Source organism: Sulfitobacter sp. D7, assembly GCF_003611275.1.
GTDB classification, from domain to species: Bacteria; Pseudomonadota; Alphaproteobacteria; order Rhodobacterales; family Rhodobacteraceae; genus Sulfitobacter; species Sulfitobacter profundi.
Window position 1 is genome coordinate 2,061,030 of sequence record NZ_CP020694.1, and the last position, 25,399, is coordinate 2,086,428.

Annotated in this window: 28 protein-coding genes; 17 read left to right on the forward strand and 11 right to left on the reverse strand. The window is 61.3% G+C overall.

What is annotated here, in order from left to right; genetic code table 11:
- The first annotated feature begins 2 nt into the window (after positions 1-2).
- The 9 genes from B5M07_RS09960 (at position 3) to B5M07_RS10000 (ending at position 7,804) form a co-directional block, all read left to right on the forward strand.
- Positions 3-344 carry a putative quinol monooxygenase gene (locus tag B5M07_RS09960; protein WP_162931840.1) on the forward strand — a complete coding sequence of 114 codons (342 nt, stop codon included), beginning with the start codon at positions 3-5 and terminating at the stop codon, positions 342-344.
- A complete protein-coding gene (locus tag B5M07_RS09965; RefSeq protein WP_120351188.1) occupies positions 341-1,210 on the forward strand; it encodes a DMT family transporter in 870 nt (289 codons plus the stop codon). The genes B5M07_RS09960 and B5M07_RS09965 overlap by 4 nt, the downstream gene beginning before the upstream one ends.
- 121 nt (positions 1,211-1,331) lie before the next feature.
- Positions 1,332-2,420 (forward strand): OmpP1/FadL family transporter, encoded by a 1,089-nt coding sequence (locus tag B5M07_RS09970; RefSeq protein WP_120351189.1) that lies wholly within the window; start codon positions 1,332-1,334, stop codon positions 2,418-2,420.
- 111 nt (positions 2,421-2,531) lie between these two features.
- Complete coding sequence (locus B5M07_RS09975; RefSeq protein WP_120351190.1) at positions 2,532-3,464, forward strand: DMT family transporter; 933 nt, start codon at positions 2,532-2,534, stop codon at positions 3,462-3,464.
- A gap of 12 nt (positions 3,465-3,476) precedes the next feature.
- Positions 3,477-4,337, forward strand: a complete 861-nt coding sequence (locus B5M07_RS09980; protein ID WP_120351191.1) for an ATPase — start codon at positions 3,477-3,479, stop codon at positions 4,335-4,337.
- Positions 4,338-4,393: 56 nt separating this feature from the next.
- On the forward strand, positions 4,394-5,311 hold the full coding sequence (gene metA, locus B5M07_RS09985) for a homoserine O-acetyltransferase MetA (RefSeq protein WP_120351192.1): 918 nt from the start codon (positions 4,394-4,396) through the stop codon (positions 5,309-5,311).
- Entirely contained in the window at positions 5,295-6,275 is a 981-nt protein-coding gene (locus B5M07_RS09990; RefSeq protein ID WP_120351193.1) for an alpha/beta fold hydrolase, read from the forward strand. The genes metA and B5M07_RS09990 overlap by 17 nt, the downstream gene beginning before the upstream one ends.
- Positions 6,276-6,324: 49 nt before the next feature.
- Positions 6,325-7,194, forward strand: coding sequence for a polyphosphate kinase 2 (gene ppk2 / locus B5M07_RS09995; protein ID WP_120351194.1), 870 nt, complete (start codon positions 6,325-6,327; stop codon positions 7,192-7,194).
- The gene (locus B5M07_RS10000) at positions 7,187-7,804 is read left to right on the forward strand and encodes a TetR/AcrR family transcriptional regulator (protein ID WP_067629863.1); all 618 of its coding nucleotides are present in this window, start codon (positions 7,187-7,189) and stop codon (positions 7,802-7,804) included. Before ppk2 ends, B5M07_RS10000 begins: the two co-directional genes overlap by 8 nt.
- A gap of 13 nt (positions 7,805-7,817) precedes the next feature.
- On the opposite strand, the gene B5M07_RS10005 is transcribed toward B5M07_RS10000, so the two are convergent.
- Entirely contained in the window at positions 7,818-8,813 is a 996-nt protein-coding gene (locus tag B5M07_RS10005; protein WP_120351195.1) for an LLM class flavin-dependent oxidoreductase, read from the reverse strand.
- A 238-nt stretch (positions 8,814-9,051) separates the two neighbouring features.
- On the opposite strand from B5M07_RS10005, the gene B5M07_RS10010 reads away from it, so the two are divergent.
- Positions 9,052-9,741, forward strand: a complete 690-nt coding sequence (locus B5M07_RS10010) for a hypothetical protein (protein ID WP_120351196.1) — start codon at positions 9,052-9,054, stop codon at positions 9,739-9,741.
- 147 nt (positions 9,742-9,888) lie between these two features.
- On the opposite strand, the gene rpsI is transcribed toward B5M07_RS10010, so the two are convergent.
- From rpsI to B5M07_RS10025, 3 genes are all read right to left on the reverse strand, one after another.
- On the reverse strand, positions 9,889-10,389 hold the full coding sequence (gene rpsI / locus B5M07_RS10015) for a 30S ribosomal protein S9 (protein ID WP_067629875.1): 501 nt from the start codon (positions 10,387-10,389) through the stop codon (positions 9,889-9,891).
- A 2-nt stretch (positions 10,390-10,391) separates the two neighbouring features.
- Positions 10,392-10,853, reverse strand: a complete 462-nt coding sequence (gene rplM, locus B5M07_RS10020; protein WP_067629878.1) for a 50S ribosomal protein L13 — start codon at positions 10,851-10,853, stop codon at positions 10,392-10,394.
- Between the two features lie 160 nt (positions 10,854-11,013).
- A complete protein-coding gene (locus tag B5M07_RS10025; protein WP_120351197.1) occupies positions 11,014-12,429 on the reverse strand; it encodes an aminotransferase-like domain-containing protein in 1,416 nt (471 codons plus the stop codon).
- Between the two features lie 110 nt (positions 12,430-12,539).
- On the opposite strand from B5M07_RS10025, the gene B5M07_RS10030 reads away from it, so the two are divergent.
- Complete coding sequence (locus tag B5M07_RS10030; RefSeq protein WP_120351198.1) at positions 12,540-12,770, forward strand: DUF1127 domain-containing protein; 231 nt, start codon at positions 12,540-12,542, stop codon at positions 12,768-12,770.
- A 245-nt stretch (positions 12,771-13,015) separates the two neighbouring features.
- On the opposite strand, the gene B5M07_RS10035 is transcribed toward B5M07_RS10030, so the two are convergent.
- Positions 13,016-13,444 carry a PaaI family thioesterase gene (locus B5M07_RS10035; protein WP_067629887.1) on the reverse strand — a complete coding sequence of 143 codons (429 nt, stop codon included), beginning with the start codon at positions 13,442-13,444 and terminating at the stop codon, positions 13,016-13,018.
- Positions 13,445-13,502: 58 nt separating this feature from the next.
- On the opposite strand from B5M07_RS10035, the gene B5M07_RS10040 reads away from it, so the two are divergent.
- From B5M07_RS10040 to gluQRS, 4 genes are all read left to right on the forward strand, one after another.
- Positions 13,503-14,288, forward strand: a complete 786-nt coding sequence (locus tag B5M07_RS10040) for an enoyl-CoA hydratase (RefSeq protein ID WP_120351199.1) — start codon at positions 13,503-13,505, stop codon at positions 14,286-14,288.
- Between the two features lie 277 nt (positions 14,289-14,565).
- On the forward strand, positions 14,566-15,906 hold the full coding sequence (gene trmFO, locus B5M07_RS10045; protein WP_120352216.1) for a methylenetetrahydrofolate--tRNA-(uracil(54)-C(5))-methyltransferase (FADH(2)-oxidizing) TrmFO: 1,341 nt from the start codon (positions 14,566-14,568) through the stop codon (positions 15,904-15,906).
- Positions 15,907-15,959: 53 nt separating this feature from the next.
- Entirely contained in the window at positions 15,960-16,574 is a 615-nt protein-coding gene (locus B5M07_RS10050) for a class I SAM-dependent DNA methyltransferase (protein ID WP_120351200.1), read from the forward strand.
- A complete protein-coding gene (gene gluQRS / locus B5M07_RS10055; RefSeq protein WP_120351201.1) occupies positions 16,571-17,428 on the forward strand; it encodes a tRNA glutamyl-Q(34) synthetase GluQRS in 858 nt (285 codons plus the stop codon). Before B5M07_RS10050 ends, gluQRS begins: the two co-directional genes overlap by 4 nt.
- Positions 17,429-17,437: 9 nt before the next feature.
- Here gluQRS and hisI read toward each other — a convergent pair whose 3' ends face one another.
- Positions 17,438-17,797, reverse strand: coding sequence for a phosphoribosyl-AMP cyclohydrolase (gene hisI / locus B5M07_RS10060; protein WP_120351202.1), 360 nt, complete (start codon positions 17,795-17,797; stop codon positions 17,438-17,440).
- A 75-nt stretch (positions 17,798-17,872) separates the two neighbouring features.
- On the opposite strand from hisI, the gene B5M07_RS10065 reads away from it, so the two are divergent.
- Complete coding sequence (locus B5M07_RS10065) at positions 17,873-18,334, forward strand: iron-sulfur cluster assembly scaffold protein (protein WP_120351203.1); 462 nt, start codon at positions 17,873-17,875, stop codon at positions 18,332-18,334.
- Between the two features lie 194 nt (positions 18,335-18,528).
- Here the strand turns inward: B5M07_RS10065 and B5M07_RS19670 are convergent, their stop codons facing one another.
- From B5M07_RS19670 to sciP, 5 genes are all read right to left on the reverse strand, one after another.
- Entirely contained in the window at positions 18,529-18,657 is a 129-nt protein-coding gene (locus B5M07_RS19670) for a hypothetical protein (protein WP_259944545.1), read from the reverse strand.
- A 99-nt stretch (positions 18,658-18,756) separates the two neighbouring features.
- Positions 18,757-20,847, reverse strand: a complete 2,091-nt coding sequence (gene recG, locus B5M07_RS10070) for an ATP-dependent DNA helicase RecG (RefSeq protein WP_120351204.1) — start codon at positions 20,845-20,847, stop codon at positions 18,757-18,759.
- Positions 20,844-22,964, reverse strand: a complete 2,121-nt coding sequence (gene ligA, locus B5M07_RS10075) for an NAD-dependent DNA ligase LigA (protein ID WP_120351205.1) — start codon at positions 22,962-22,964, stop codon at positions 20,844-20,846. Before ligA ends, recG begins: the two co-directional genes overlap by 4 nt.
- Before the next feature lie 86 nt (positions 22,965-23,050).
- Positions 23,051-23,758 carry a response regulator transcription factor CtrA gene (ctrA, locus tag B5M07_RS10080; RefSeq protein WP_067626480.1) on the reverse strand — a complete coding sequence of 236 codons (708 nt, stop codon included), beginning with the start codon at positions 23,756-23,758 and terminating at the stop codon, positions 23,051-23,053.
- A 93-nt stretch (positions 23,759-23,851) separates the two neighbouring features.
- The gene (gene sciP / locus B5M07_RS10085; RefSeq protein ID WP_067939991.1) at positions 23,852-24,130 is read right to left on the reverse strand and encodes a CtrA inhibitor SciP; all 279 of its coding nucleotides are present in this window, start codon (positions 24,128-24,130) and stop codon (positions 23,852-23,854) included.
- A 120-nt stretch (positions 24,131-24,250) separates the two neighbouring features.
- Between sciP and mnmA the strand changes: the two genes are divergently transcribed.
- Positions 24,251-25,393: a tRNA 2-thiouridine(34) synthase MnmA gene (gene mnmA / locus B5M07_RS10090; RefSeq protein ID WP_120351206.1), complete on the forward strand. Its 1,143-nt coding sequence runs from the start codon at positions 24,251-24,253 to the stop codon at positions 25,391-25,393.
- Positions 25,394-25,399 lie beyond the last annotated feature (6 nt).

Sequence of the window (25,399 nt, forward strand, 5' to 3'; positions counted from 1 at the left end):
ACATGAGGGTGGCCCTAACCGGCCACCTTCGCTGCGCCACCCGGGCCGAGGCGGACCGGGTGCGCGCGGGGCTTGACGCGCATCTGCGCCTCACCCGTGCCGAGCCGGGGTGTTTGCGCTTCGACGTGACGCCCACCGACGATCCCCTCCTGTGGCAGGTATCGGAACTTTTCACCGACCGCGCAGCCTTTGCGGCGCATCAGAACCGCACGGCGGCTTCAGACTGGGCAAGGCTCACCGCCGGGATCACACGCGACTACAAGATCACCGACACCCCGATCACCGACCGCCAAATCATCGGCGACGAGGCCAAGGGCGATGACCAATTGACCAACCCCACATGACCCCCACCGTCCGCGCTGCACTCTGGATGATCGGCTCCATCGGCTCTTTCTCGACCATGGCTGTGGCGGGGCGTGAACTCTCGGCACGGTTCGATACCTTTGAGGTGATGCTCTACCGCAGTGTGATCGGTGTGATCATCGTCCTGTCGCTCGCTTGGGCCACCGGGGCGTGGCGGCAGATCAACACCCGCAACTTTGGCCTACAACTTATCCGCAACCTCGCGCATTTCACCGGGCAGAACCTATGGTTCCTCGCCGTGTCGCTGATCCCGCTGGCGCAGGTCTTCGCGCTAGAGTTCACTTCACCGCTTTGGGTCATCGTTCTGTCGATCTTTCTGCTGGGCGAACGGTTGACCGCCACGCGGGCGCTGGCCGCCGTCATGGGGTTCATCGGCATTCTGATCGTCGCACGGCCTGATATTGGCAACCTCAACTCCGGCATTCTGGCGGCGGCGGGCTGTGCGGTCTTCTTTGCCCTGACCAATGTGCTGACCAAGCGGCTGACGCGCACCCAAGGGATCACCACGATCCTATTCTACCTCACAACGCTGCAATTGATCTTTGGCCTGATCTCGGCGGGCTACGACGGCGATATCGCCGGACCTACTGTTGAGACGATGCCATTTCTGCTGCTCGTCGGCGCCTGTGGGTTGCTTGCGCATTACTGTCTAACCAACGCGCTGAGCCTCGCCCCCGCGACCGTGGTGGTGCCGATTGATTTCGTCCGCCTTCCGGCGATCGCGGTCGTCGGGATGCTCCTCTATGCCGAAGCGCTCGATGTCTGGGTCTTCGTCGGGGCCGCGATCATTTTTGCGGGCAATTACCTCAACATCTGGTTTGAGACCCGCAAAGCACACCCCAAGTAATGTTTGCCCAGATTTCAACCTGACCCAAGGTCAGTGATTGACGCAAACGGCAGCTATCCGCTTAGATCGTTTCTAACCTGTGCCGGGGAGGAACCGCACAGAAGTCTTGGGAGGAAAGCAAATGAAAACCTATTTCTTGGCAATTCCGGCACTGTTGGCATCTACGGCACTCGTTCACGCTGGCGGTATCGATCGGTCGGGCCAATCCATCAACGCCCTGTTTGAAAACGGGCGCTATGCCGAATTCAGCTTCGGGCATATCTCGCCCGACACGTCGGGCACCTCGGTTGCGGCGCTCGGCAGCCGCGATTCAGGCAATGCCACAGAAAGCTACATGCAGTTTGGCGCCGCCTATAAGGCAGACATCAACGACAAGCTGTCCTATGCGATCATTTATGACCAGCCCTTTGGCGCTGACATCGATTACCCCACGGGCACCGGCTACTACGCCGCAGGCGCGCAGGCTGATCTTGATGCGCACGCTCTGACCGGCCTGCTGCGCTACCGCATGAACGACAACTTCAGCGTTCACGGCGGTCTGCGTGTGCAAACCATCGAAGCCACAGCGGCTGTCCCCTTCGTCGGCGGCTATACGGTTGATGGTGAGCGCGACACAGGCGTCGGTTATGTCGCTGGTGTCGCCTATGAGCGCCCCGACATCGCCATGCGCGTAGCGCTGACTTATAACTCCAAGATCGAACATGACGTAGACACCACCGAGTTCGGCGCAGTCATGAGCACGACCGAAATCGAAACACCTCAGTCGGTGAACCTCGACTTCCAGACCGGTATCGCGGCTGACACGCTGCTCTTTGGTGGCATCCGCTGGGTTGATTGGTCGTCCTTCGATATTTCTCCGGCTGCCTATGCTGGCGCCACGGGCGGGGCCTCCCTCGTGAGCTATGAGAACGATGTTTTCACCTACTCGCTGGGTGTGGGCCGTCGTCTGAATGACAACTGGTCGGTCTCTGCTTCCGTTGGCTATGAGAAGTCCGAAGGCGGCTTTGCCTCCAACCTCGGCCCGACCGATGGCAACAAGAGCCTCGCGCTGGCCGCCGTCTATACCCGCGACAATATGAGAATCACCACCGGCGTGCGCTACGTCAACATCGGTGACGCAGAGACGGCCATTCCGGGCTTTGCCCCGGCAGCGGAATTCGAAGACAACGATGCCGTGGCCTTTGGTGTCAAAGTGGGTTTCACCTTCTAATCCACACCAGAACCGTTGAGATCACGCCGCCCGATCCCCTCGGGCGGCGTTTTTTATGCATGCGCATCTTTCGGGTCGTGCCGATCAATGGAACGGCCTAAACCCGAGGTCATGATCACACAAAAAACCATTCCCCCGCGTGCTTGGATCGAAATGGGCTTTCTCGCTCTGCTTTGGGGCGCGTCCTTTGTCGCCGTGCGGGTGGCACTGGATGAGATCGGGCCGCTGACCTCGGTTGCGCATCGGGTGTTCTGGGCGATGCTGGTGCTTTGGGGCGCGGTCGCCGTTATGCGCCTGCCGCTGCCGCGCGACCCGCGCATCTGGGCGGCCTTCCTGCTGATGGGGCTGTTGAATAATGTGATCCCCTTCTCGCTGATGGCATGGGGGCAGCTGCATATCCCCTCTGGCCTGACCTCAATCCTCAATGCCGCCACGGCGATCTTTGGCGTGCTGGCCGCCGCGATCTTTCTCGCGGATGAGCGCATCACCCCGCGCAAGGCGATTGGCGTCTGCCTTGGCTTTGCCGGGGTCAGCACCGCCATCGGGCTGGAAAACCTCACGAATTTCGACCTCGGCAGCCTTGCGCAGCTTGCCGTGCTGGGCGGGGCAATGTCCTATGCCATGGCGGGTGTCTGCGCGCGCAAACTGCTGCCGGGCCAACCGCCGCAACTGGCCGCCGCCGGGATGCTGACAGGGGCCACGCTGATCATGCTGCCGCTGGCATGGGTGGTCGAAGGGCCGCTGACGCTCGACCTTGCCCCGGCGACGCTCATGGCCATTGCCTATTACGCGCTGGCTGCCACGGCGCTGGCCTATCTGCTTTATTACCGGGTGCTGGGCATGGCGGGCAGCAGCAACCTGATGCTGGTCACGCTGCTGGTCGCACCCGTCGCGATCCTGCTGGGCGCATGGCTGCGCGATGAAACCCTGCGCCCTGCCGCCTACAGCGGCTTTGCCCTTCTGGCGCTTGGGCTTTTGGTGCTGGATGGCCGCATCTGGCGTCTGGTCAAACACTGGGGTACTCAGGGGAAACGAAGCACTTAACCTTGGTGATACATGCTCTACCCCACGGCTGACGACTGGCGCGCCGCGCCGCGCCGCAAAGTTCTGATCTTTGGCATGTCGGGCTTGGGCAAAACCCATCTGTCCAGCCTGCTGCGCGCCAGCGGGGATTGGTTTCACTACTCGATCGACTACCGCATCGGCACCCGCTATCTGGGCGAACTGATCGCCGACAACGCCAAGGCCGAGGCGATGAAGGTGCCGTTTCTACGTGATCTGCTGCTCAGCGATAGCATCTACATCGGCTCAAACATCACCTTCGACAATCTATCGCCCGTGGCTACGTGGCTCGGCAAACCCGGCGATCCCGCGCGCGGTGGGCTGCCCATGGCGGACTATGCAACGCGCCAAGAGGCGTTCCGCCGGGCCGAGATCAGCGCGCTGCAAGACACCGCCTATTTCGCCAACCGCGCCGAAGCGCTCTACGGCTATCCGCATTTCATCTGTGACACCGGTGGCTCGATCTGCGAATGGGTCGACCCCGAAGACCCGAACGACCCGCTGTTGCAACAGCTCTCGCAAGAATGCCTGCTGGTCTGGATCAAAGGCGACGAGGCCCATACCGAAGAACTGATCCGCCGTTTCGACAAAGCCCCCAAGCCGATGGCCTATCAGCCTGAATTCCTCGCCCGTGCATGGACCGATTATCTCGCGGAAAAGAACATCACCGAAGACGCCGTGAACCCCGATGATTTCATCCGCTGGACCTATGCCGCCGCGCTGTCGCACCGCCAGCCGCGCTATGCTGCGATGTCGAAATGGGGCGTCACGATCACCCCTGCCGACATCGACACACTAAAAGCTCCCGAAGACTTTACCGATCTTATCGCCCGCCACCTACCCTCGGGCGGTTGAACCCACCACGCCCAAGATTACCTGACTGCTCTGGCTACCCCTGAAAGACCTGTCTCATGCCCATCAAGATCCCCTCCCGCCTGCCCGCCTTCGACGTTCTGCGCAACGAAGGGGTCATGGTGCTGGACGAGGAACTGGCGTCCCGACAGGACATTCGCCCGCTGCGCATCGCCCTGCTGAACCTGATGCCCAAGAAAATCCAAACGGAGAACCAGTTCGCCCGTCTGATCGGCGCAACGCCTCTGCAGATTGAACTCAGCCTCATCCGCATGTCCGACCACCAAGCCCGCAATACGGCAGCAGAGCATATGGAAAGCTTCTATCGCCCCTTCGAGGAAATGAAGGCCGAGAAATTCGACGGGCTGATCATCACCGGCGCACCGATTGAGCATCTTGAGTTTAACGAGGTGACCTATTGGGACGAGTTGGGCGAAGTGATGGAATGGACCCAGACCAACATCCACTCCACCTTTGGCGTCTGCTGGGGGGGCATGGCGATGATCAACCATTTCCATGGGGTTAAGAAACACATCCTGCCCGAGAAAGCCTTCGGCTGTTTCCGCCACCGCAACCTCGCGCCCGCCTCGCCGTATCTGCGCGGGTTCTCGGATGATTGCACCGTGCCCGTCTCTCGCTGGACCGAGATGCGCCAAGACGAAGTGAACACGCACGCGGGCCTCACCACGCTTTTGGGTAGCGATGAAGTCGGCCCCTGCCTGATCGAAGACCCCGCGCACCGCGCGCTCTATGTCTTTAACCATTTCGAATACGACCGCGACACGCTGAAACAAGAGTATGACCGCGACGTTGAGAATGGCGTGCCGATCAACGTGCCCTGCAACTACTACCCAGAGGATGACCCATCGCGCACCCCGGTGAACCGCTGGCGCAGCCACGCGCATCTGCTTTACGGCAATTGGATCAACGAGATATACCAAACCACCCCCTTCGATATGAATGAGATTGGCCATTAAACTGCTGCTCGCCCTTCTGCTCGGACTGGCGCTGCTGGTGGCGCTTGTCCAATGGCGCGCCGCACGACATGAGGCGCGGGCCGAGGCCAGCTACCCGCCCGAGGGCGAGATCATCACGGTGGATGGCCTGCCGGTCCATGCCAAGGTTATCGGCAGCGGGCCTGATCTGGTGCTGATCCATGGGGCCAGCGGCAACCTGCGTGATTTCACCATGGGGTTCGCGGAACGGCTGAGCGATCGCTACCGCGTCATCATGTTCGACCGCCCCGGCATGGGCTATACCGCCCGCCTCCCCGGCGCGCGTGGCGCGTGGAACCCGCTGGGGGAATCGCCCCAAGAACAAGCCGCGCTGCTGCAAAAGGCTGCCGACCAGCTTGGCGTCGAAAACCCCATCGTGTTGGGCCACTCCTTTGGCGGGGCTGTGGCGCTGGCCTGGGGGGTGCAGCGGCCCAAAGACACCGCCGCGCTGGTGCTTGTCTCTGCGGTGTCAGAGCCATGGCCCGGTGGGCTGGGCTGGATTTACAACGTCAGCGCCTCGCGGCTTGGCGGTGCGCTTTTTATCCCCGCCGTCACCGCTTTCGTCCCCGAAGGCGTGGTGCAAAGCAGTGTTGAGGCGATCTTTGCCCCGCAGCCCGCGCCCGAGGGCTATGCCGAACATATCGGCACCGGGTTGACCCTACGCCGCAGCGCCAGCCGCGCCAACGCCCAGCAGGTGCACCAGCTTCGCCCCCATGTGGTTGAAATGGCCGCACAATATGACCGTCTGACCATGCCGGTTGAGATCATTCATGGCGATGCCGATACCATTGTGCCAATGCATATCCACGCCGAGGAATTGATCAAAGACATCCCGAACGGCGCGCTCACCCGACTGCCCGGCATGGGCCATATGCCCCATCATGCCGACCCGCAGGCCGTGGTCGACACAATCGACCGCGCCGCCACCCGTGCGGGTTTGCGTTAAGCGCCTTAACATCCCATATTGAAACAAGAACAACCCGCAAGGAGCGCCCATGGACCTGCCCTTTGACGGCGCAATCAGCGCCTTTTACGAGAATGACGCCCCCGAGGACATTCGCCAAGCGATCCGCCGCTCCGACAAGGACGATATCCTTTCGCCCAGCTATCCGCATGACGAGCGTCTGTCGCGCAAAACCTATGAGCGCGACTATGAGCGGTTGCAGATCGAAATGGTCAAATTGCAATCTTGGGTGCGCGAAACGGGCCAGCGCGTCGTCATGGTGTTTGAGGGCCGCGACGCCGCCGGAAAAGGCGGCACGATCCGCCGTATGCGCGAGAACCTAAGCCCCCGTTCCGCCCGTGTCGTCGCCCTGTCGAAACCCACTGAGACGGAACAGGGCGAATGGTATTTTCAACGCTATATCAAACACTTGCCCACCGCGGGCGAGATGGTGTTTTATGACCGCTCTTGGTACAATCGCGGGGTGGTGGAAAAGGTTTTCGACTTTTGCACCCCCGAACAGCGCGCGCATTTCTTTGAACAAGTCACCCCGTTTGAGCAGATGCTCGTCGAAGACGGCATTCACCTGATCAAGTTCTGGCTCAACGTGGGCCGGGCCGAGCAGTTGCGCCGCATGCTGTCGCGCGAATCCGACCCGTTGAAGCAATGGAAGCTCAGCCCCATCGACGTCAAAGGTCTCGCCAAATGGGAGGAATATTCGAGCGCCATCGCCGAGACCCTGCTGAGCAGCCATACGGATGAGACCCCTTGGACGGTGATCCGATCCGACGATAAGCGCCGCGCCCGACTGGCCGCGATGCGCCACCTGCTGAACCGCTTCGACTACCCCCAGAAAGACGCCAAAGCGATTGGCAAGATCGACGACGAGATTTGCGGCGGGCCGGACATCTGGGATGCCTAAGCGCGGCTATCATCACGGCAACCTGCGCCAAGCCTTGATCGACGCAGCACTTGAGTTGATCGAGCAGCGCGGCCCCACGGGCTTTACCCTCTCCGAGGCCGCTAAACGCGCGGGCGTCACCCCGGCTGCGGTCTATCGCCACTTCGAAGGCCGCGAAGACCTGATCGCCGAGGCCGCGCATCAAGGCTATGATATCTTTGCCGAATTGATGGAATTTGCTTACGAATCCGGCCAGCCCTCAGCCCTCAAAGCCTTCGAGGCCACGGGCCGCGCCTATCTGGCATTCGCGCGCAAATACCCCGGCCATTACATCGCCATGTTCGAATCCGGCATCTCGGTGAACCGCACCCCGGAACTGGCCCATGCCGCCAACCGCGCCAATGGCGTGCTAGAGCGCGCAGCATCCGACCTCAGCCAGCATATCCCGGCAGACAAACGCCCGCCCGCTTCGATGTTCTCGGCCCATATCTGGGCGATGAGCCACGGCGTGGTCGAACTTTTCGCCCGCAACTCCCCCGGTCGCGCGTCGCCCTTCCCAGCAGATGACCTGCTGGAAACCGGGATCGGGATTTACCTGCGCGGGCTGGGATTGGTCAGCCCCGACGAGTAAGGTTTAGCGGCCCTTAGGCCGCCACCCTCATGTTTTGCAAGACATCCGCCGCAATCTCAAACGAGCGCAACCGCGCCGCGTGATCGTGGATTTGCCCGGTCAGGATCAACTCATCCGGGCAGTGCTGTGCGATCAGCGCCTCAAGCTGCCGCTTGACCGTCTCTGGGCTGCCCACGGCAGACACGCGCAGCGCATGATCCACCCCCTGCCGCATCCCTGCGCCAATCTCGGCGTCTATGTCACGCACCGGGCGTGGCAGCTTGCCGGGGCGGCCAGTGCGCAGACGGGCGAATGCCTGCTGCATGGTGGTGCGCAGATAGGCCCCCTCTTCATCCGTGTCGGCAGCGAATACGTTGACCGCCAGCATGAAGCGCGGCGCGGGGCAGGCTTCGGAAGGTTTGAAATCACGACGGTAGATGGCCGTGGCCTCCTCCAACGCATCGGGCGCAAAGTGAGAGGCAAAGGCATAAGGCAGCCCAAAATGCGCCGCCAGTTGCGCACCGTATAGCGAGGAGCCGAGGATCCAGATCGGCACATGCGTCCCCTCACCCGGATGCGCACGCACCGGCGACCGCGGGTCGGCGTCACCCAGATAAGCCATCAACTCGGCCACATCATCGGGGAAGTGATCGCCGCCACTCATGCCGCGCCGCATGGCACGCATCACCGCCTGATCGCCGCCCGGCGCACGCCCTAGCCCCAAATCGATCCGGTCGCCATGGATCGCCGCCAAGGTCCCAAACTGCTCGGCAATCGCCAAAGGCGCGTGATTGGGCAGCATCACCCCGCCCGCCCCAACGCGAATATGCTGCGTGTGGTCCGCCACATGCCCCAGCAAAACCGATGTCGCCGCCGAGGCGATGCCCGGCATGTTATGATGCTCAGCCATCCAGAAGCGGTGATAGCCCTTGGCTTCGGCCAATTGGGCCAACGCGACGGAATTGGCGATGGCGGTGGCGGTGTCTGACCCTTCGGGCACCGGGGCAAGGTCTAGAACTGAATACTGCATGACTGTCTCCTGTGTTGCGCTTGATATAGGCAGGCGCCGCCCCGCCCGGAACCACGGGGGCTGAGAAAAACCAACGACTTGGGCGAAATTTCCGTCGTTCACAATGTTATGTTCTAACGCATGCCAGCTATGCGCAGACGGTCCTTGCGGCTCCCCCATGTCGGGCATATCCGAAAGACCTTCACAACCAGACTTCGCCAGTCGCAGACAAGCCATGGTCCAACACTAGGCAAATGCCATGAATATCAAACACCTTATCGGGTTCGGCCTTACCGCCGGGCTGCTCTCTTCCGCCGCCTATGCGCAGGACAACATCACCACCGGTTTCGACCCGGTGATCGAAGACCGCGCCATGACCTCCATGATTGGCTGGACCGCAGGCGTCTCTGCCGCCACACGTTTCAACACGTCGGATGATTTCGATCACCTCGAAAACGAAGTCGAAGGCTTTGTCGAGCTGACCTACGGCGGCTTCCACACCGGCCTCAGCGCAACATCGCTCTACCAAGACCCGACAGATGACGTCGAGTTCGAAGCAAACCTCGGCTATGGCGCGGACTTCGGTCAGGGTCTCAGCTGGGATCTGACCTATGGCTATATCTGGCTGAACGATTCCGAAAACCACAGCGAAGAGATCACCGCGACACTGGGCTTCCCCATCGGTCGTGACGCCTCCGGCGCCTTTGCTGTGATCATCGACCCCGACAATGGCGAAAGCGATCAGGAAGTCGCGTTCGAAGCGCCCCTGTCCGAGCGTTGGACCGCCGTTGGCCTCATCGGCAACAGCGACCGTGACGACAACATCTATGCCGAAGCCGGCGCCGTTTACGACTTTGGCGATGGCATCAGCTTTGAAGCGCTCTACGAAGACACCAACGATGGCGACGGCGTGTTGGGCTTCACCGTGAGCTACGAAATCGGCGGCTAAGCCGTCTCGGGATCACGGTTCCTAGATCAGAGGCCGTTGCGGGAAACCGCAGCGGCCTTTTTCATGACCAGCAGCCACACATGCCAGCCCACAAACGAAAAAGGGCCACCCCGGAGGGCAGCCCTTTCGCAAACTTGATCGGTAAGCTTAACGCTTGGAGAACTGGAAGCTCCGGCGCGCTTTGGCCTTACCGTATTTCTTCCGCTCGACGACGCGGCTGTCACGGGTCAGGAAGCCTGCCGCTTTCAGCGCACCGCGCAGGGAGGGATCATAAAGCTGCAGCGCCTTGGAGATGCCGTGCTTAACCGCGCCCGCTTGACCCGACAGACCGCCGCCTTTGACAGTTGCGAACACGTCGAACTGGCCTTCGGTGTTGGTGATGCCGAAAGGCTGTGCCAGGATCAACTGCTGCACGGGACGCGCGAAGTATTCGTTCTGCGGCTTGCCGTTGACGATAACCTTGCCGGAACCGGGCTTGATCCAAACGCGGGCGACCGCGTCTTTACGTTTGCCGGTGGCATAGGCGCGGCCCAGTTCGTCACGAACCGGCTCGCGCGGGGTCATTTCGGTTTCGGTGCCCTGCACGCCGCCGATGTTCTCGGTCACGGCTGCTTCGAGACCGTCGAGGGATTTGATTTCGTCAGCCATGCTCATGCACTCCGCGTGTTTTTCTTGTTCAAGGATTTAACATCCAGAACTTCGGGGCTCTGCGCCTCATGGGGGTGATCGCTACCTGCATAGACGCGCAGGTTGGTCATGATCTGGCGGCTCAGGCGGTTGCCGGGCAGCATGCGCTTGACCGCTTGGGTCACAACACGCTCAGGATGCGCGCCCTCAAGGATCTGTGCCTTGGTGCGCGACTTGATGCCACCGGGGTGGCCGGTGTGCCAGTAGAAGTGCTCTTCGCGCTTCTTGCCGGTCATCTGCACCTTGTCGGCGTTGATGACGATCACGTTGTCGCCGCAATCCATATGCGGTGTGAAGGACGGCTTGTGCTTGCCGCGCAGGCGCGTGGCGATGATCGAAGCGAGACGGCCCAGCACGACGCCTTCGGCGTCGATGATGATCCATTTCTTGTCGATATCTGCCGGTGTCGCAGAAAAGGTTTTCATGGATGAATTCCCGTTTAAGGTTGGTCGGAACGAGGAATCCCCGCCCGGTGTCTGATGGAGGGGTTATAACCACCTGCATCGCCGGGTCAAGCGCAGCAATCGCGGATTACGTAAGCAAAATCAGTTACTTATGATTTAGGTATAATAATACCCCAAATTTCTACACGCTGATCTGCTCTGGCGGATTGTCCAAGAGACAGCGCAGGCGCTGCATCGCCGCCTCAAAAGAGCGCAGAGAGACATGGGCGTTCACCGCGATGCGCACCGCATGGGGCGCGCGGCCATCGCGCAGGGCAAATTCATCAGCAGACCGGATTTGCACGCCCTGCGCCTCTGCGGCCCGACAAAACCCCGCCGCCCGCCAGCCGGGGGGCAGGTGCAGCCACAAAAACGGCACATCGCGCGACCACTGCAATTCATGGCCGCCCAGATGGTTCACCGCGACTTCTACATATTCACCCAACCGCTCGCGGATGTCGTTGCAGATCCCCTTCATCCGGGGATCGGTCAGCAGAATGCGCGTGGCCTCAGCCAAGGGGCGGGCAAGGCCGAAGTATCCGTATTCCGCCACCCGCCGCAAATCCGCTGACCTGCCTTTCGGTGCCAGCGAAAACCCCACACGCAGCGCCGGCGTAAGCTCTTTCGAGATCGACGAGACATGCCAAACATGTTCCGGCCAAAGCGACCGATAGCTCGGCGCGCGGGCCGAGCCCATGCGATAGCAATCGTCTTCCAATATTTCCAACCCGTGCCGCTTTGCGACCTCTAGCAATGCGCGCCGCCGTTCTAGACAGGTGTGGCTGCCGGTCGGGTTGTGCACCTCAGGCGTGGTGCAAAACACCTGCGCGCCACTGTCGCGCGCGGCTTTGTCCAGCGCCTCTGGCAAGACGCCATCTTTGTCCATCGCCACGCCAACCACTTCTGCGCGCAACACCTCTGCTGCGCGGCGAAACCCAGCATAGGATAGGTCTTCAACCAGCATCACCGGCTTTGGCCCAGTCAGTATCGCCTGAAGTACCAATACAATCCCGCTCTGCCCGCCATGAGAGAGCACCACGTCTTGCTCGCTCAGCGGCCCGAGGGAGAGATGCGACAGCCAGTCGACCACCGCTTGGCGCACCGGGGCATAGGCATCGCGGGTGGGATAATTCATCAGCTCTTCGCCCGGCACATCCGCCACCTGCCGCAGGGCGCTGCGGATCAGGGCCACCTGCCCCATGTCTGGTAAGCGCGGGCTAAAAAGGCTGACCGCATCGGTATCGGAGATCTCTAACTCTTTGATCCAGCTATCTTGTTCGCGATTCCAGACATCTTCGCGAATGGCGGCTTGCGGCGGGGCGACAAAAGTGCCCCGGCCGACCTCGGCCTCCAGCAAACCTTCGTCCGTAAGAATGGTATAGGCCCGCGCCACGGTGCCGGGGGTGATCCCCAACTGCCACGCCAGCTCGCGCACAGGCGGCAGCTTGTCCCCCACGGCCAGTGCACCGGATGTGACCCCCTCGCGGATCGTGAGGGCGACGAGTTTGTACTTCGGTCCCTGCCCTTCGGCGAGGGTTGGCTGCCAAATTGTACCCATTACAATATTCCTGTGGTCAAATTGTATCGCGCTTTGTACCCTTGTACCTGTAGGCTTTCTACACTTTGTGTCAATACAATTTCGCCAATACAAATTCAAGGAGTTCTCCCATGACACAGGCTCGCCCTATCAGCGCCGATGCAATGACATTGATGACATACCGCGCCCTGCCGGTCCCTGCGATGATCGCGCTGCGCTTTGCGGCGGTCGTGACCACATGGGCGGCCCGCCGACGCACCCGGATCGCGCTTGCTGCGCTTGAGCCGTGGGAGCTTGATGATGCGGGACTTACACCGGAACAAGCCTCAGCCGAGGCTTCCCGCGTGTTCTGGCAGGCGTAACTTCCCTGTGGCGTCCGCCAGACCTCTTCCTTGGGCCGGGTTTTCCCGGCCCTTTTTTCGTAGTCTCGCGCAGACGCCCAGCCCGGAATCAAGCCGCAGGCGCCGGGCCATCGCCTGCCCGTCCCGGCGGGCGGGCGATTTGGTGAAGCTGGGCGCATCTTCGAAAAAGCACGTCAAGACTGCCCCATAAAGTGGCACGGATCGCCGTCACAGTCGCCAGCCCACGGGCAGGCGCTGGCCCTTCCTCACCCCATCGACGCAGGCGGAATCGCATAGGTCAGGCTCGCCCGCGCCACCGGCTTATCCGACCCTTCGGAATAGATCAGCACATCCGTCACCGACAACTGCCGCCCCAGCTTGAGCAGCTTGGCATGGGCGACCAGCGGCACATCCGCCAGCGGCTTGCGCATGAAATCGATCGAGCAATTCGTCGTCACCGCCAGCGCCTTCGGCCCAATCATCGCAAGCGTCGCGAGATAGGCCGCCACATCCGCCAGCGCGAACATCGACGGGCCCGACACCGTCCCTCCGGGCCGCAGATGGCGGCGGCTGGTCAACAGACGCATGGTGATCTCATTCTCGGCCACGTGATCCACGGCGAAATCATCCGCCACCTGATCAAACACCTCCCGCATAAAGGCTTCCAACGCCTCTGCATCCATCACCACGGCCATACTTGTCCTCCCTGCTTTCCTCGGCGTAACGTTGGCGCGACCAGCTTGGGAGGGCAAGGTGACAATTCTTGACGTTACGGCACAAGGGCCGGTGACCCACCTGCGCATGAACGCACCCGAGCGGCTGAACGCACTGTCGGACGAAATGCTGGCCGCCCTGCACAGCAAACTCGACGCCTTGGCCGAAGATCGGCAAACCCGTGTCATTATCCTATCGGGCGCGGGCAAAGCCTTTTGCGCGGGGCACGACCTGCGCCAGATGACCGCCATGCGCCAAGCCGAAGACGGCGGAGCCGCCGCCTTCAAAGACCTCTTCGACCGCTGCGCCACCCTCATGGCCCGCATTCAAAGCCTGCCGCAGCCCGTCATCGCCCAAGTCCACGGCATCGCCACCGCCGCTGGCTGCCAGCTTGTCGCCACCTGCGACATCGCCATCGCCGCCGAGGACACCCGCTTTGGCGTCAACGGCGTGAACATCGGCCTTTTCTGTTCAACCCCCATGGTCGCCCTGACCCGCAGCATCCCGCGCAAACAAGCGTTTGAGATGCTGACCACCGGCGAATTCATCTCAGCCCCCCGCGCTGCAGAACTGGGCCTGATCAACCGCGCCGTGCCGGGCGACCAGCTGGCTACTGAAACCAACGCCCTAGCCGAAAAGATCGCCGCCAAACTCGGCACCGCCGTCGCCCACGGCAAAGGCGCATTCTATCAACAGATGCACTTGCCCACCGACCAAGCATACGCCTTCACCGGCGACATCATGGTGCGCAATATGCTTGAGGCTGACACCCGCGAAGGCATCGACGCCTTCTTGGAAAAACGCGCGCCCGACTGGCAGCAGTGATTGTTTCCAAATTTGCGCAACAGTGTTGCCACGCAGGGGCTGGCAAATCTGGCAAAATCGGGGCACTGTTATATTAGGGTACAGAAACCCTAATGATTTTGGGTCGCCGACGGCGGAAGGTCCCTCCGGGTCAGCCTCTCACTGACCGACCATTCCCGCAGCGGCGACCCCAAAACCATGCCCGGCCAAGCGCGCGTACCGCGATATTTCAGCGCGCATCAGCCCGCCCCCGCTCTTGCCTGTTGCGCGCGAACCCGCCCTGCCCTACATCGCCCCCATGACAGATACATTGCACATCATCGGCGGCGGCATGGCCGGATCAGAGGCTGCTTGGCAAGCGGCGAACGCGGGCGTGGAAGTCGTGATCCACGAGATGCGCCCCAAGGTCGAAACCTTCGCCCACCAAACCGGGCTTCTGGGCGAGATGGTCTGCTCCAACTCCTTCCGCTCGGATGATGACGAGCAAAACGCCGTGGGCCTGCTGCATTGGGAAATGCGCGCCGCCGACGGCCTCATCATGGCCTGCGCCGACAAAAACCGCCTGCCCGCTGGCGGCGCACTGGCAGTAGACCGCGACCCCTTCGCGCAGACCGTCACCGACACGCTGCTCGCACACCCCAATATCACCGTCGAATACGGCGAGATTTCTGAGCTGCCAAAAGACGGCAAATGGATCATCGCTACTGGCCCGCTGACCTCCGGCGCATTGGCCGAAGCCATCGCCGCCGAAACCGGGGCCGAGGCGCTCGCCTTTTTCGACGCCATCGCGCCCATCGTCTATTTCGACAGTATCGACATGTCGAAAGCCTGGATGCAGTCGCGCTATGACAAGGGCGAAACCGAGGAAGAGCGTACCGCCTACCTCAACTGCCCCATGGACAAGCAGCAATACGACGATTTCATCGACGCGCTGCTAGAGGCCGACAAGACCGAGTTCCGCGAAGGCGAAACGGCGGGCTATTTCGATGGCTGCTTGCCCATTGAAGTGATGGCAGAACGGGGCCGCGAAACCCTCCGCCATGGCCCGATGAAACCGGTTGGCCTGACCAACCCGCACCAGCCCGAGATCAAGGCCCATGCCGTTGTCCAGCTGCGCCGCGACAACAAGCTGGGCACGCTTTACAATATCGTCGGCTTTCAAACCAAAATGAAGTACGGCGCGCAAACAGATGTTTTCAAACGAATTCCTGGGCTTGAGAACGCGCGCTTTGCACGTCTCGGCGGCATTCACCGCAACTCGTTCATCAACTCACCCACGTTGCTTGACGATCAAATGCGCCTGCGCAGCCGCGACAATATCCGCTTTGCCGGGCAGATCACTGGCGTCGAAGGCTATGTCGAAAGCGCCGCGATGGGCTTGCTCGCAGGTCGCATGGCCGCCGCTGAGATCAAGGGCGGCAGCCTGCCAACCCCGCCCGACAGCACCGCCATGGGCGCGCTGATCACCCACATCACCGGCGGGGCGGATGCGAAAACCTTTCAGCCGATGAACGTGAACTTCGGCCTGTTTCCGCCTGTCGAAGGGCTTAAATCGGGCCGTCGCGGCCGCAAGGATCGCTACAAAGCCTATACCGACCGTGCCAAGGCAGATTGGCAGGCATGGCTTGATCAAGGTTAACCCGCCCCGGGTTAACACTGGATCCTCCTGCCCATCCCCCATATCCTAGGGGAATGACAAAACATTATTTCGACAAAGCCTACGCGGCGCGGGACACGCAGGTGATCCGTAGCCTTTATGACGAATGGGCGGGCAGCTACGACGAGGATATCAAAGCGCAGGGCTATGCCACGCCCGACCGCGCCGCTGCCACGCTCGCTGAATTTCTGGATAACAAAGACGCACCGATCTTCGATATCGGCTGCGGCACAGGGCTGTCTGGCGCGGCCCTGAAACAAGCGGGTTTCACCACCATCGACGGCGGCGATGTCTCTGCCGCTATGCTGGCAGTGGCTCGAAAAAAAGATATATACCGCAATTTGTTAGAGCTCGAAGTTGATGCCCCTCTCCCCTTCGCGCCCGGCAGCTATGAAGCGATCAGCGCCATCGGCGTGATCGGCCCCGGAGCCGCGCCGATCAGATTGTTCGACACGTTGATGCATGCATTAGAAAAGGGCGGTAAACTTCTGTTTTCGCTCAACGAAAAGGCGCTCGAAGATCGCGGCGCCCTGGGCATGATCCATGAGTGGACCGACTGCGGCGCGGCGATCCTGCTCTTTGCAGAGGAAGGCCCGCACCTGCCCGGCATCGACTTGAAGTCTACCGTCTATCTGATTGAAAAGAATTGACACTTACCACCAGATTTGCCCCATCCCCGACCGGTCCGCTGCACCTTGGCCACGCATATTCGGCACTCTTGGCTCATGATCTGGCCAAAGCAGCGGGGGGAAAGTTCCTGCTGCGTATCGAAGATATCGACCAATCCCGCGCGCGACCCAAGTGGGAGGCGCAGATCTACGAAGACCTCGCATGGCTTGGTATTGACTGGCCGCAGCCTGTGATGCGCCAATCCGACAGAATGGCGGCCTACCGCAGTGCCCTTGATGACCTCTGGGCGCGTGGCCTCGTCTATGCTTGCACCTGCAACCGCCGCGACATCGCCGCGGCCACCAGCGCCCCGCAGGAGGGCGCAGAGCCCGTCTATGGCCCCGACGGCCTGATTTACCCCGGCACCTGCCGTGACGCAGGCCATCCAAAAGCCTCCGGCGCGCTGCGGCTTGATATGCGTAAAGCCTTGGCCTTTTTGGGCAATCGCGCGCTTAACTTCACCGAAAACGGCCATGGCCCGAATGCTGAAACCGGCGCGATCACCTTCTCCCCGGATCAGCTTATCGCCACGGTCGGTGATGTGGTCTTGGCCCGGCGCGACATGGGCACGTCCTACCACCTTTCCGTCGTACTCGACGATGCCGCACAGGGGATCACGCTTGTCCCGCGCGGGGCCGACCTTTTTGCGGCGACCTATATCCATGTTGTGCTGCAGGCTTTGCTCGACCTGCCAACGCCGCATTATCACCATCACCGGCTGATCCGGGATGACGGCGGCAAACGGCTCGCCAAACGCGATGACGCCCGCGCCATCGCGCTCTACCGTGAGAATGGAATGACGCCCGAAGATATTCGTTCTATGGTCGGGCTTTAGCGCGCGGCCTTAATCCACCGGCTTCATCAGTTCGACTTCTTCATCATCCTGAATCCCGGTGTAAAAGCAACTGCGCCGCCCAGTGTGACAGGCGGGACCGGTCTGGTCCACAAGTACCAACAGGCAATCGCGGTCGCAATCGACCCGCATTTCAACTAGTTTTTGCACATGGCCACTGGTTTCGCCCTTTACCCAGAACGCCTGCCGCGAGCGACTCCAATAGGTGACCTTGCCCGTCTCAAGGCTGCGCGCGATGCTCTCTGCGCTCATCCAGGCCAGCATCAGCACCTCATGTGTCTCCACGTCCTGCGCGATGGCGGGGATCAGGCCCGCCTCGTTGAACTGAAGGCTTGCAGGATCGAAAGTCATCGGGCACCTCGTGGAAATATTTGCATCTGTCTCTGCGGCGCTTATGTAGGGTTTCAGTACGAAAAGGAACAGCCCATGTCGGATGAGACGGACCTCATCAAGCTCTACTCCGCGCGTATCTTGGCGCTTACCGCAGAGATCCCGCATCTGGGCCGGATGGAGGCCCCGCAGGCCAGCGTGAAGCGCCGCTCGCCGCTGTGCGGCTCGACCGTGACGGTTGATGTGCGCGTTGAGGAAGGCCGTCTGGCCGAGATGAAACAGGACGTGAAAGCCTGCGCCTTGGGGCAAGCGGCTGCGGCCGTTGTGGGCGGTGCCGCGCCCGGTGCCTCGCTCACGCAGATCACCACTGCCCGCGATCAACTGCGCGCCATGCTCAAGGGCGAAGGGCCGGTGCCGGACGCCCCCTTTGACGGTTTCGAAGTGCTGACCCCTGCCGCGGCCTATAAAAACCGCCATGCCTCCATCATGCTGAGCATCGAGGCGCTGACAGAGGCGATGCAACAGGCCGAAGCCCCGGCGGAAGCTGGCGAGCCCTAAGCGCAGCCTGCCGCAGCCCACCTTCCCCAATATTCAACAAAAAAACGCCGCACATCCTGCGAAGGATGGCGGCGTCAGTCGGCGTTCCTCATGTTGGGACCCGCTTTGCCAGAGGCCGACGCGGACAGGCAAGTCGGTGCATCAAATTGGGACGGATGCAGCAGACAAAGCGGCATGAGAGCCTTTGGCAGAACTCAGATAAAGGCGGGCAGATGCAACCCGACGACCAGCATCACGATCAAAGCGGCGGCCCCTGCTGCATCTTGCAGCAATGTGGCCTGCGATCTGAGGGCGATAGATTTCAGGGCAGTGTAAGTCATCATCAGTACCTCCTTATCTTTGTTGCTTCTTTGTTCTCATTTTTACCCATCCATGTAAAGAACTTTTTGAGAACATTCGCGAACATAAAGAGAGTTTAGGCGCTAACCCACTGTTATCAAACGGATCGCCTCGTCCTGCCGCATGAGCCATAGCAACAGCCTTACCGCCCTGCCGCGCGGCCCTTCGAGGGTGGGATCATCAACCAAAAGCTTTCGGGCATCCGATTGCGCCACCGCCATCAAACCCGCCTGACGCTCCAGATCGGCCACGCGAAAGCGCGGCACGCCCGATTGCGCGGTGCCGATAAGATCGCCCGTGCCGCGCATTTTCAGATCGGTTTCGGCAATGACGAAACCGTCTTCGGATTCGCGCAGCACCTCAAGCCGTTGCCGGCCCGTATCGCTGAGGGGGGCTTGATACATCAAAAGACAAGTCGACGCCCCGGCGCCCCGCCCGACACGGCCGCGCAACTGGTGCAACTGCGCAAGGCCGAAAATCTCGGCCCGCTCCACCACCATGATCGTCGCATTGGGCACGTCCACGCCGACTTCGATCACCGTGGTGGCCACCAGCACCTTGGTTTCTCCCGCTTGGAAGGCACGCATCGCCGCGTCCTTTTCGGCGGGCGGCATCTGCCCATGGACCAAGCCCACAACCCCTTCGCCCAACGCCGCGCGGAGCCGTTTGAACCGGTCTTCCGCCGCCGTCAGATCGCTGACTTCGCTTTCTTCCACCAGCGGGCAAACCCAGTAGCATTGCCGCCCTTCGCTGATGGCGTGACGCATCCGGTCGATGACCTCATCCATCCTTGAAGTCGAGACCAGCGCCGTGCGAATGGGCTGCCGACCGGGGGGCTTTTCGTCGAGGATCGAGACATCCATATCACCGTATTGCGCCAGCGCCAGACTGCGCGGGATCGGTGTGGCGGTCATCACCAGCACGTCGGCCAGCCGCCCCTTGCGGCCCAATTCCAACCGCTGCCGCACGCCAAAACGGTGCTGTTCGTCGACCACCGCAAGGCGCAGATCGGCAAAGCTCACATCCGCCTGAAACACCGCATGGGTGCCAACGAGGATCTGGATGTCGCCGAGCTCCAGTGCCGCAAGCTTGGCCCGCCGCTCTGCCCCTTTGTCGCGCCCGGTGAGGAGTTCCAGCACCACGCCCGCCTGTTCCGCCAACGGTTGCAGCCCCATAAGGTGCTGACGCGAAAGGATTTCCGTCGGTGCCATCAGCACCGCTTGCCCGCCCGCCTCAACGGCGCGCAAAAGCGCCATGAAGGCGACCAGCGTCTTGCCCGCCCCCACATCGCCCTGCAACAGCCGGTTCATGCGTGTCTCGCGGCCCATGTCGGCGGTGATCTCTTCGACGGCGCGCTGCTGTGCGTCGGTGGGCCGATAGGGCAAGGAAGACAACACCCGCTCTTGCAACCGCCCGTCGCCCCGGTTCGCCCGCCCCATCTTGCGCCGCTCATTCTGCCGCGCCAAGGCGAGGGTCACTTGATGGGCAAAAAGCTCATCATAGGCCAGCCGCTCCCGCGCCGGGGCCGTGGCGGTGAGGTCTTGCGCGGTTTGCGGGTCATGCGCGGCCTCTGCGGCGGCGGCGAAATCGGGCCAAGGGGCCTGCGCCACCTGCCCGGGATCGGCCCATTCGGCCACCTTCGGCAGCCGTTTCAAGGCGCCTCGGGTGGCCTTGTACATTACCTTTTGCGTCAGCCCAGAGGTGAGCGGATAGACCGGCTCAAAGTCAGGAATATCGCCCGCTTGATCTTCCGGCACGGCGAAATCCGGGTGGACCATCTGCGCCATCCCGTCAAAAAACTCCACCCGGCCCGAAACGATGCGGCGGCTGCCTTCGGGCAATTGCCGCTGCCAATAGTCGCCGCGCGCGTGGAAATAGACCAGTTGAAAACTGGTCTGCGCGTCCTCGACCGTGATGCGGTAAGCGCCGCCTTTATTGCGTGCCGGACGGTGTGCGCCGATGGTGACGGCCAGGGTGAGTGTCGCAGGCAGATGCGCGTCTTTCACACTGTCCCGCAGACGGCGGTCGATCCCGGAATGTGGCAGGGTAAAGATCAGATCGCGCGGCGCTTGGATGCCCAATTGGCCCAGCAATTGCGCTGTCTTTGGCCCCACCCCTTCGAGCGTTTCGAGCCCCGCGAATAGCGGGAAAAGCTGTTCCGGTCTGCCGCTCATTTGCCTTCGATCAAGGCGAGCCAGCCATCTTCATCCATCGTCTCGACCCCCAGATCAGCGGCCTTCTTGGCCTTGGACCCCGCCCCCGGTCCGGCGACCAGAATATCGGTTTTGCCGCTGACCGAGCCTGAAACCTTGGCCCCCAAACGCTCCGCCCGGGCCTTGGCCTCGGCCCGGCTCATCTTCTCCAAAGTGCCGGTAAAGACGACGGTCTTGCCTGCGACGGGGCTGCCTTCGGTGTCGGGGCGTTCCGCCGGGATCACGGTCAGATGCGCCACCAACCGGTCGATTGAGGCACGCTCTGCCTCTTGCGCAAAGGCCGAAACCAGCGAACCCGCCATGACGCTGCCGACGCCATCGACGCCAATCAGATCATCCCAAGCGGGGCCGTCGAGCCCGCGCGCCTCGGCCATGGCGGCCTCAAAACTGTCCCAATCGCCGTAGTGCAGCGCGATCAGGCTCGACGCCGCCTCGCCAACATGGCGAATACCAAGGGCAAAAATCAGACGCGCCATCGGTATTTCACGGCGATCTTCGATGGCCTGAAAAAGGTTATCCGCCGACTTCGGCCCCCAGCCTTCGCGGTTTTTCAACTGCTGCACGCCGCTGCCGTAACGCTCTTTCAAGGTGAAAATATCCGCAGGCTCCGCGATCCAACCGTCATGGTAAAACTGTTCGACCTGTTTGGCCCCCAGACCGTCGATATCAAATGCCTTGCGGCTGACGAAATGGATAAGCTTTTCAACGGCCTGCGCCGGGCAGATCAACCCACCGGTGCAGCGCCGCACCGCATCGCCCGGCTCCCGCATCGCATCCGACCCGCATTCCGGGCAGGTGGTGGGATAGACAAAGGCTTCGGCATCAGAGGGACGTTTCGACAGGTCCACGTCGGCCACTTTGGGGATCACATCGCCCGCGCGGTATATCTGCACCCAATCGCCCACGCGCACGTCCTTGCCGCCGCGGATTTCGGCGCCCTTGCTGTCGAGCCCTTTGATGTAATCTTCGTTGTGCAGCGTCGCGTTGGAGACGACGACCCCGCCCACCGTGACCGGCTGCAACCGCGCCACGGGCGACAAGGCACCGGTGCGCCCAACTTGAATGTCGATCCCCTCAAGCCGGGTCCACGCCAATTCGGCGGCGAATTTATGGGCGACGGCCCAACGCGGCGTGGTGGAGCGAAAGCCAAGCCGTTCCTGAAGCGCGAGATCGTCGACCTTATAGACCACGCCATCGATGTCATAGCCCAGCGTGGCGCGCTGCGCTTCGATCTTTTCGTAATGGGCGACCATATCACTTGGCCCGTCACAAAGCGCGGTCAGAGGGTTGGTCGAAAATCCCAGTTCCGTCAATCGGTCAATCGCGCCCTTCTGCGTCTCAGCCAAGGGTTCCGAGAGCGCACCCCAAGCATAGGCGAAAAACTGCAATGGCCGGGCGCGGGTAATCTCTGCGTCGAGCTGCCGCAGGGATCCGGCGGCGGCATTGCGCGGGTTGGCAAAGGTTTTGCCGCCCCTTTCTGCCTGCCGCGCGTTCAGTGCCGCGAAATCGGCGTGGCTCATATAGACTTCGCCGCGCACCTCCAGCAGGTCCGGCGCGTTCTTTAACTCTTGCGGGATGTTTTCAATGGTGCGGGCGTTGGCGGTGACATTTTCGCCCACCGCGCCATCGCCCCGCGTGGCGGCCTGCACCAGCACACCCTTTTCGTAGCGCAGGGACAGCGACAGCCCGTCGATCTTGGGCTCGGCCGTATAGGCCAATGGCGCATCCGACCCCAGCCCAAGGTATTTGCGGATCCGGGCGTCGAACTCAGTGACTTCCTCGGCGTCGAAAGCATTGGCGAGCGAGAGCATCGGCACCGCATGTCGCACCTTGCCGAACCCTTCGGCGACCGGCGCGCCGACTTGCTCTGACGGGCTGTCAGCGCGCTTGATGTCGGGGAAGCGCGCTTCGATTGCGGCATTGCGCCGCTTCAGCGCGTCATATTCCGCGTCGGAAATTTCTGGTGCATCTTCCGTATGATAGGCGGTGTTCGCCGCGTTCAGCACCTCGGCCAGCCGGGCCAGCTCCGTCTCTGCCTGCGCTTTGGTCAGCGCTTCAACCTCGATCTGGGATGTCACGATCTGCCCCCGACATTGTCACCTGTGGCTTAGATAGGTGGCGATCAGGGGCAGGTCTAGCGATTTTAGGTCCGGTTGATGGCAGATCAGGCGCTGGCGGCCAGATCCATCTGCGCCGGTTCGGGATCGCGCAGCACATAGCCCCGGCCCCAGACGGTTTCGATATAGCTCTCTCCGCCTGTGGCTTGGCTGAGCTTTTTGCGCAGCTTGCAGATAAAGACATCGATGATCTTCAGTTCAGGCTCATCCATGCCGCCATAGAGGTGGTTGAGAAACATCTCTTTGGTCAGGGTCGTGCCCTTGCGCAGGCTCAGCAGTTCCAGCATCTGGTATTCTTTGCCGGTCAAATGCACGGGGCTGTCGTTGACACTGACGGTCTTGGCATCAAGGTTTACGGCGACTTGCCCCGTCTCAATCACCGATTGGGAATGGCCTTTGGAACGACGGATGATGGCGTGGATCCGGGCCACCAATTCTTCGCGGTGAAATGGTTTGGTCAAATAATCGTCGGCACCAAATCCAAATCCCCTGAGTTTGTTTTCCGTATCGTCGGACCCCGACAGGATCAGGATCGGCGTTTCAATCCGCGCCAGCCGCAATTGGCGCAGCACATCATGGCCGTTCATATCCGGCAGATCGAGGTCGAGCAGGATCAAATCATAGTCATAGAGCTTGGCCAGATCGATTCCCTCTTCGCCTAGGTCGGTGGCATAGACGTTAAGATTCGCATGGGTCAGCATGAGTTCAATACTGCGAGAGGTCGTCGGGTCATCTTCAACTAACAATACACGCATTCGGTTTCTCCGGCTCATCTAGGACGATTGGCTAATCTTGAGCAAAAAAGGTTAACTACCCGTTACCGATACTAGATAGGCTAGCTTAACAACTTAAAGTTGTCTATACTTCTTCAAGGCAGTGGCCTTCAGCGCGGCCTCTCCATGCTCTGTAACCGCATGCAACCATTCCATAAATTCGTCATCGCTAATGCCATAACGCTCCAGCGCTTCGGATTGGGTGATCAGCCCATAGACCACCCCCCGCACCACCGCTGCCTTGCGCGAGGCGACCCACCTTCGCGTATCTGCGCCGGGCAAATCGGCGCGTGACATCACGCTCCCGTCAGCGAGGGTAACAGACCGTGGCCCATCGACTTTTTTCAGGTACATCGCATCATCCGCCATTGTTCTGGCGGCCAATAACCCCCATCTGCCTTAACGCGGCGTGAAGCCTGCCCTTGTGACTAGGTAGGATTTTCCTATATTCGCGCACAAACTCCGGAGAGACCCATGGCCCTTGATCAGACCCCGCCGCTCAATTCGCTTGGCTTTGCCAAAGCCCCCGCCGATACGCGGGTGGTGGTGGCGATGTCTGGCGGTGTGGACAGTTCGGTGGTTGCCGCGATGCTGGCTGATGAGGGGTATGACGTCGTCGGCGTCACCCTCCAGCTTTACGATCACGGCGCGGCGCTGGCTAAAAAAGGTGCCTGCTGTGCGGGTGTCGACATCCAAGACGCCCGCCGCGTGGCCGAGGAAATGGGCTTCCCGCATTACGTTCTGGACTATGAAAACGTCTTTAAGGACGCCGTGATCGACGAGTTTGCCGATAGCTACCTTGGCGGTGCGACACCTGTGCCCTGCATTCGCTGCAACGAGCGGGTGAAGTTCAAAGACCTGTTGGAAACCGCCAAAGATCTTGAGGCCGACTGCATGGCCACAGGTCACTATATCCAGCGGAAGATGGGCGAGAACGGCCCGGAACTGCACGCCGCCGCCGACGGCAACCGTGATCAGAGCTATTTCCTCTTCTCCACCACCGAAGAGCAGCTTTCCTATCTGCGCTTCCCATTGGGCCATCTGCCCAGCAAGGACGACACCCGCAAGCTGGCGGCGAAATACGGGCTGGAAGTCGCGGACAAACCTGACAGTCAGGATATCTGTTTCGTCCCCAATGGCGACTATGCCGCGGTGATCCGCAAACTACGGCCTGAGGCTGCCGATCCGGGCAATATCGTCGATACCGAGGGCAATGTGCTGGCGAATCATGAGGGTGTGATCCACTACACCATCGGTCAGCGCCGCGGCTTGGGCATCGGCGGTCTGGCCGACCCGCTTTATGTGGTGAGGTTGGATGCCGAGCGCAAAGAGGTCGTCGTTGGCCCTAAATCCATGCTCGCCACCCGCAAGATCCCGGTGCGAGAGATCAACTGGCTGGGCGATGAGCCCCTGACCTCGCGCCCGGAGTGGCACATCGCCGTGCGCGTGCGCTCCACCCGTCCGCCGCGCGATGCGATTCTGCGCCCGATCAGCGCGACCGAGGCCGAGGTTGAACTGCTGACCGCCGAGGAAGGCGTGTCCCCGGGGCAGGCTTGCGTGTTCTATGATCCTGAAAGCACCCGCATCTTCGGCGGCGGCTGGATCCACCGGGGCTGATCCCGC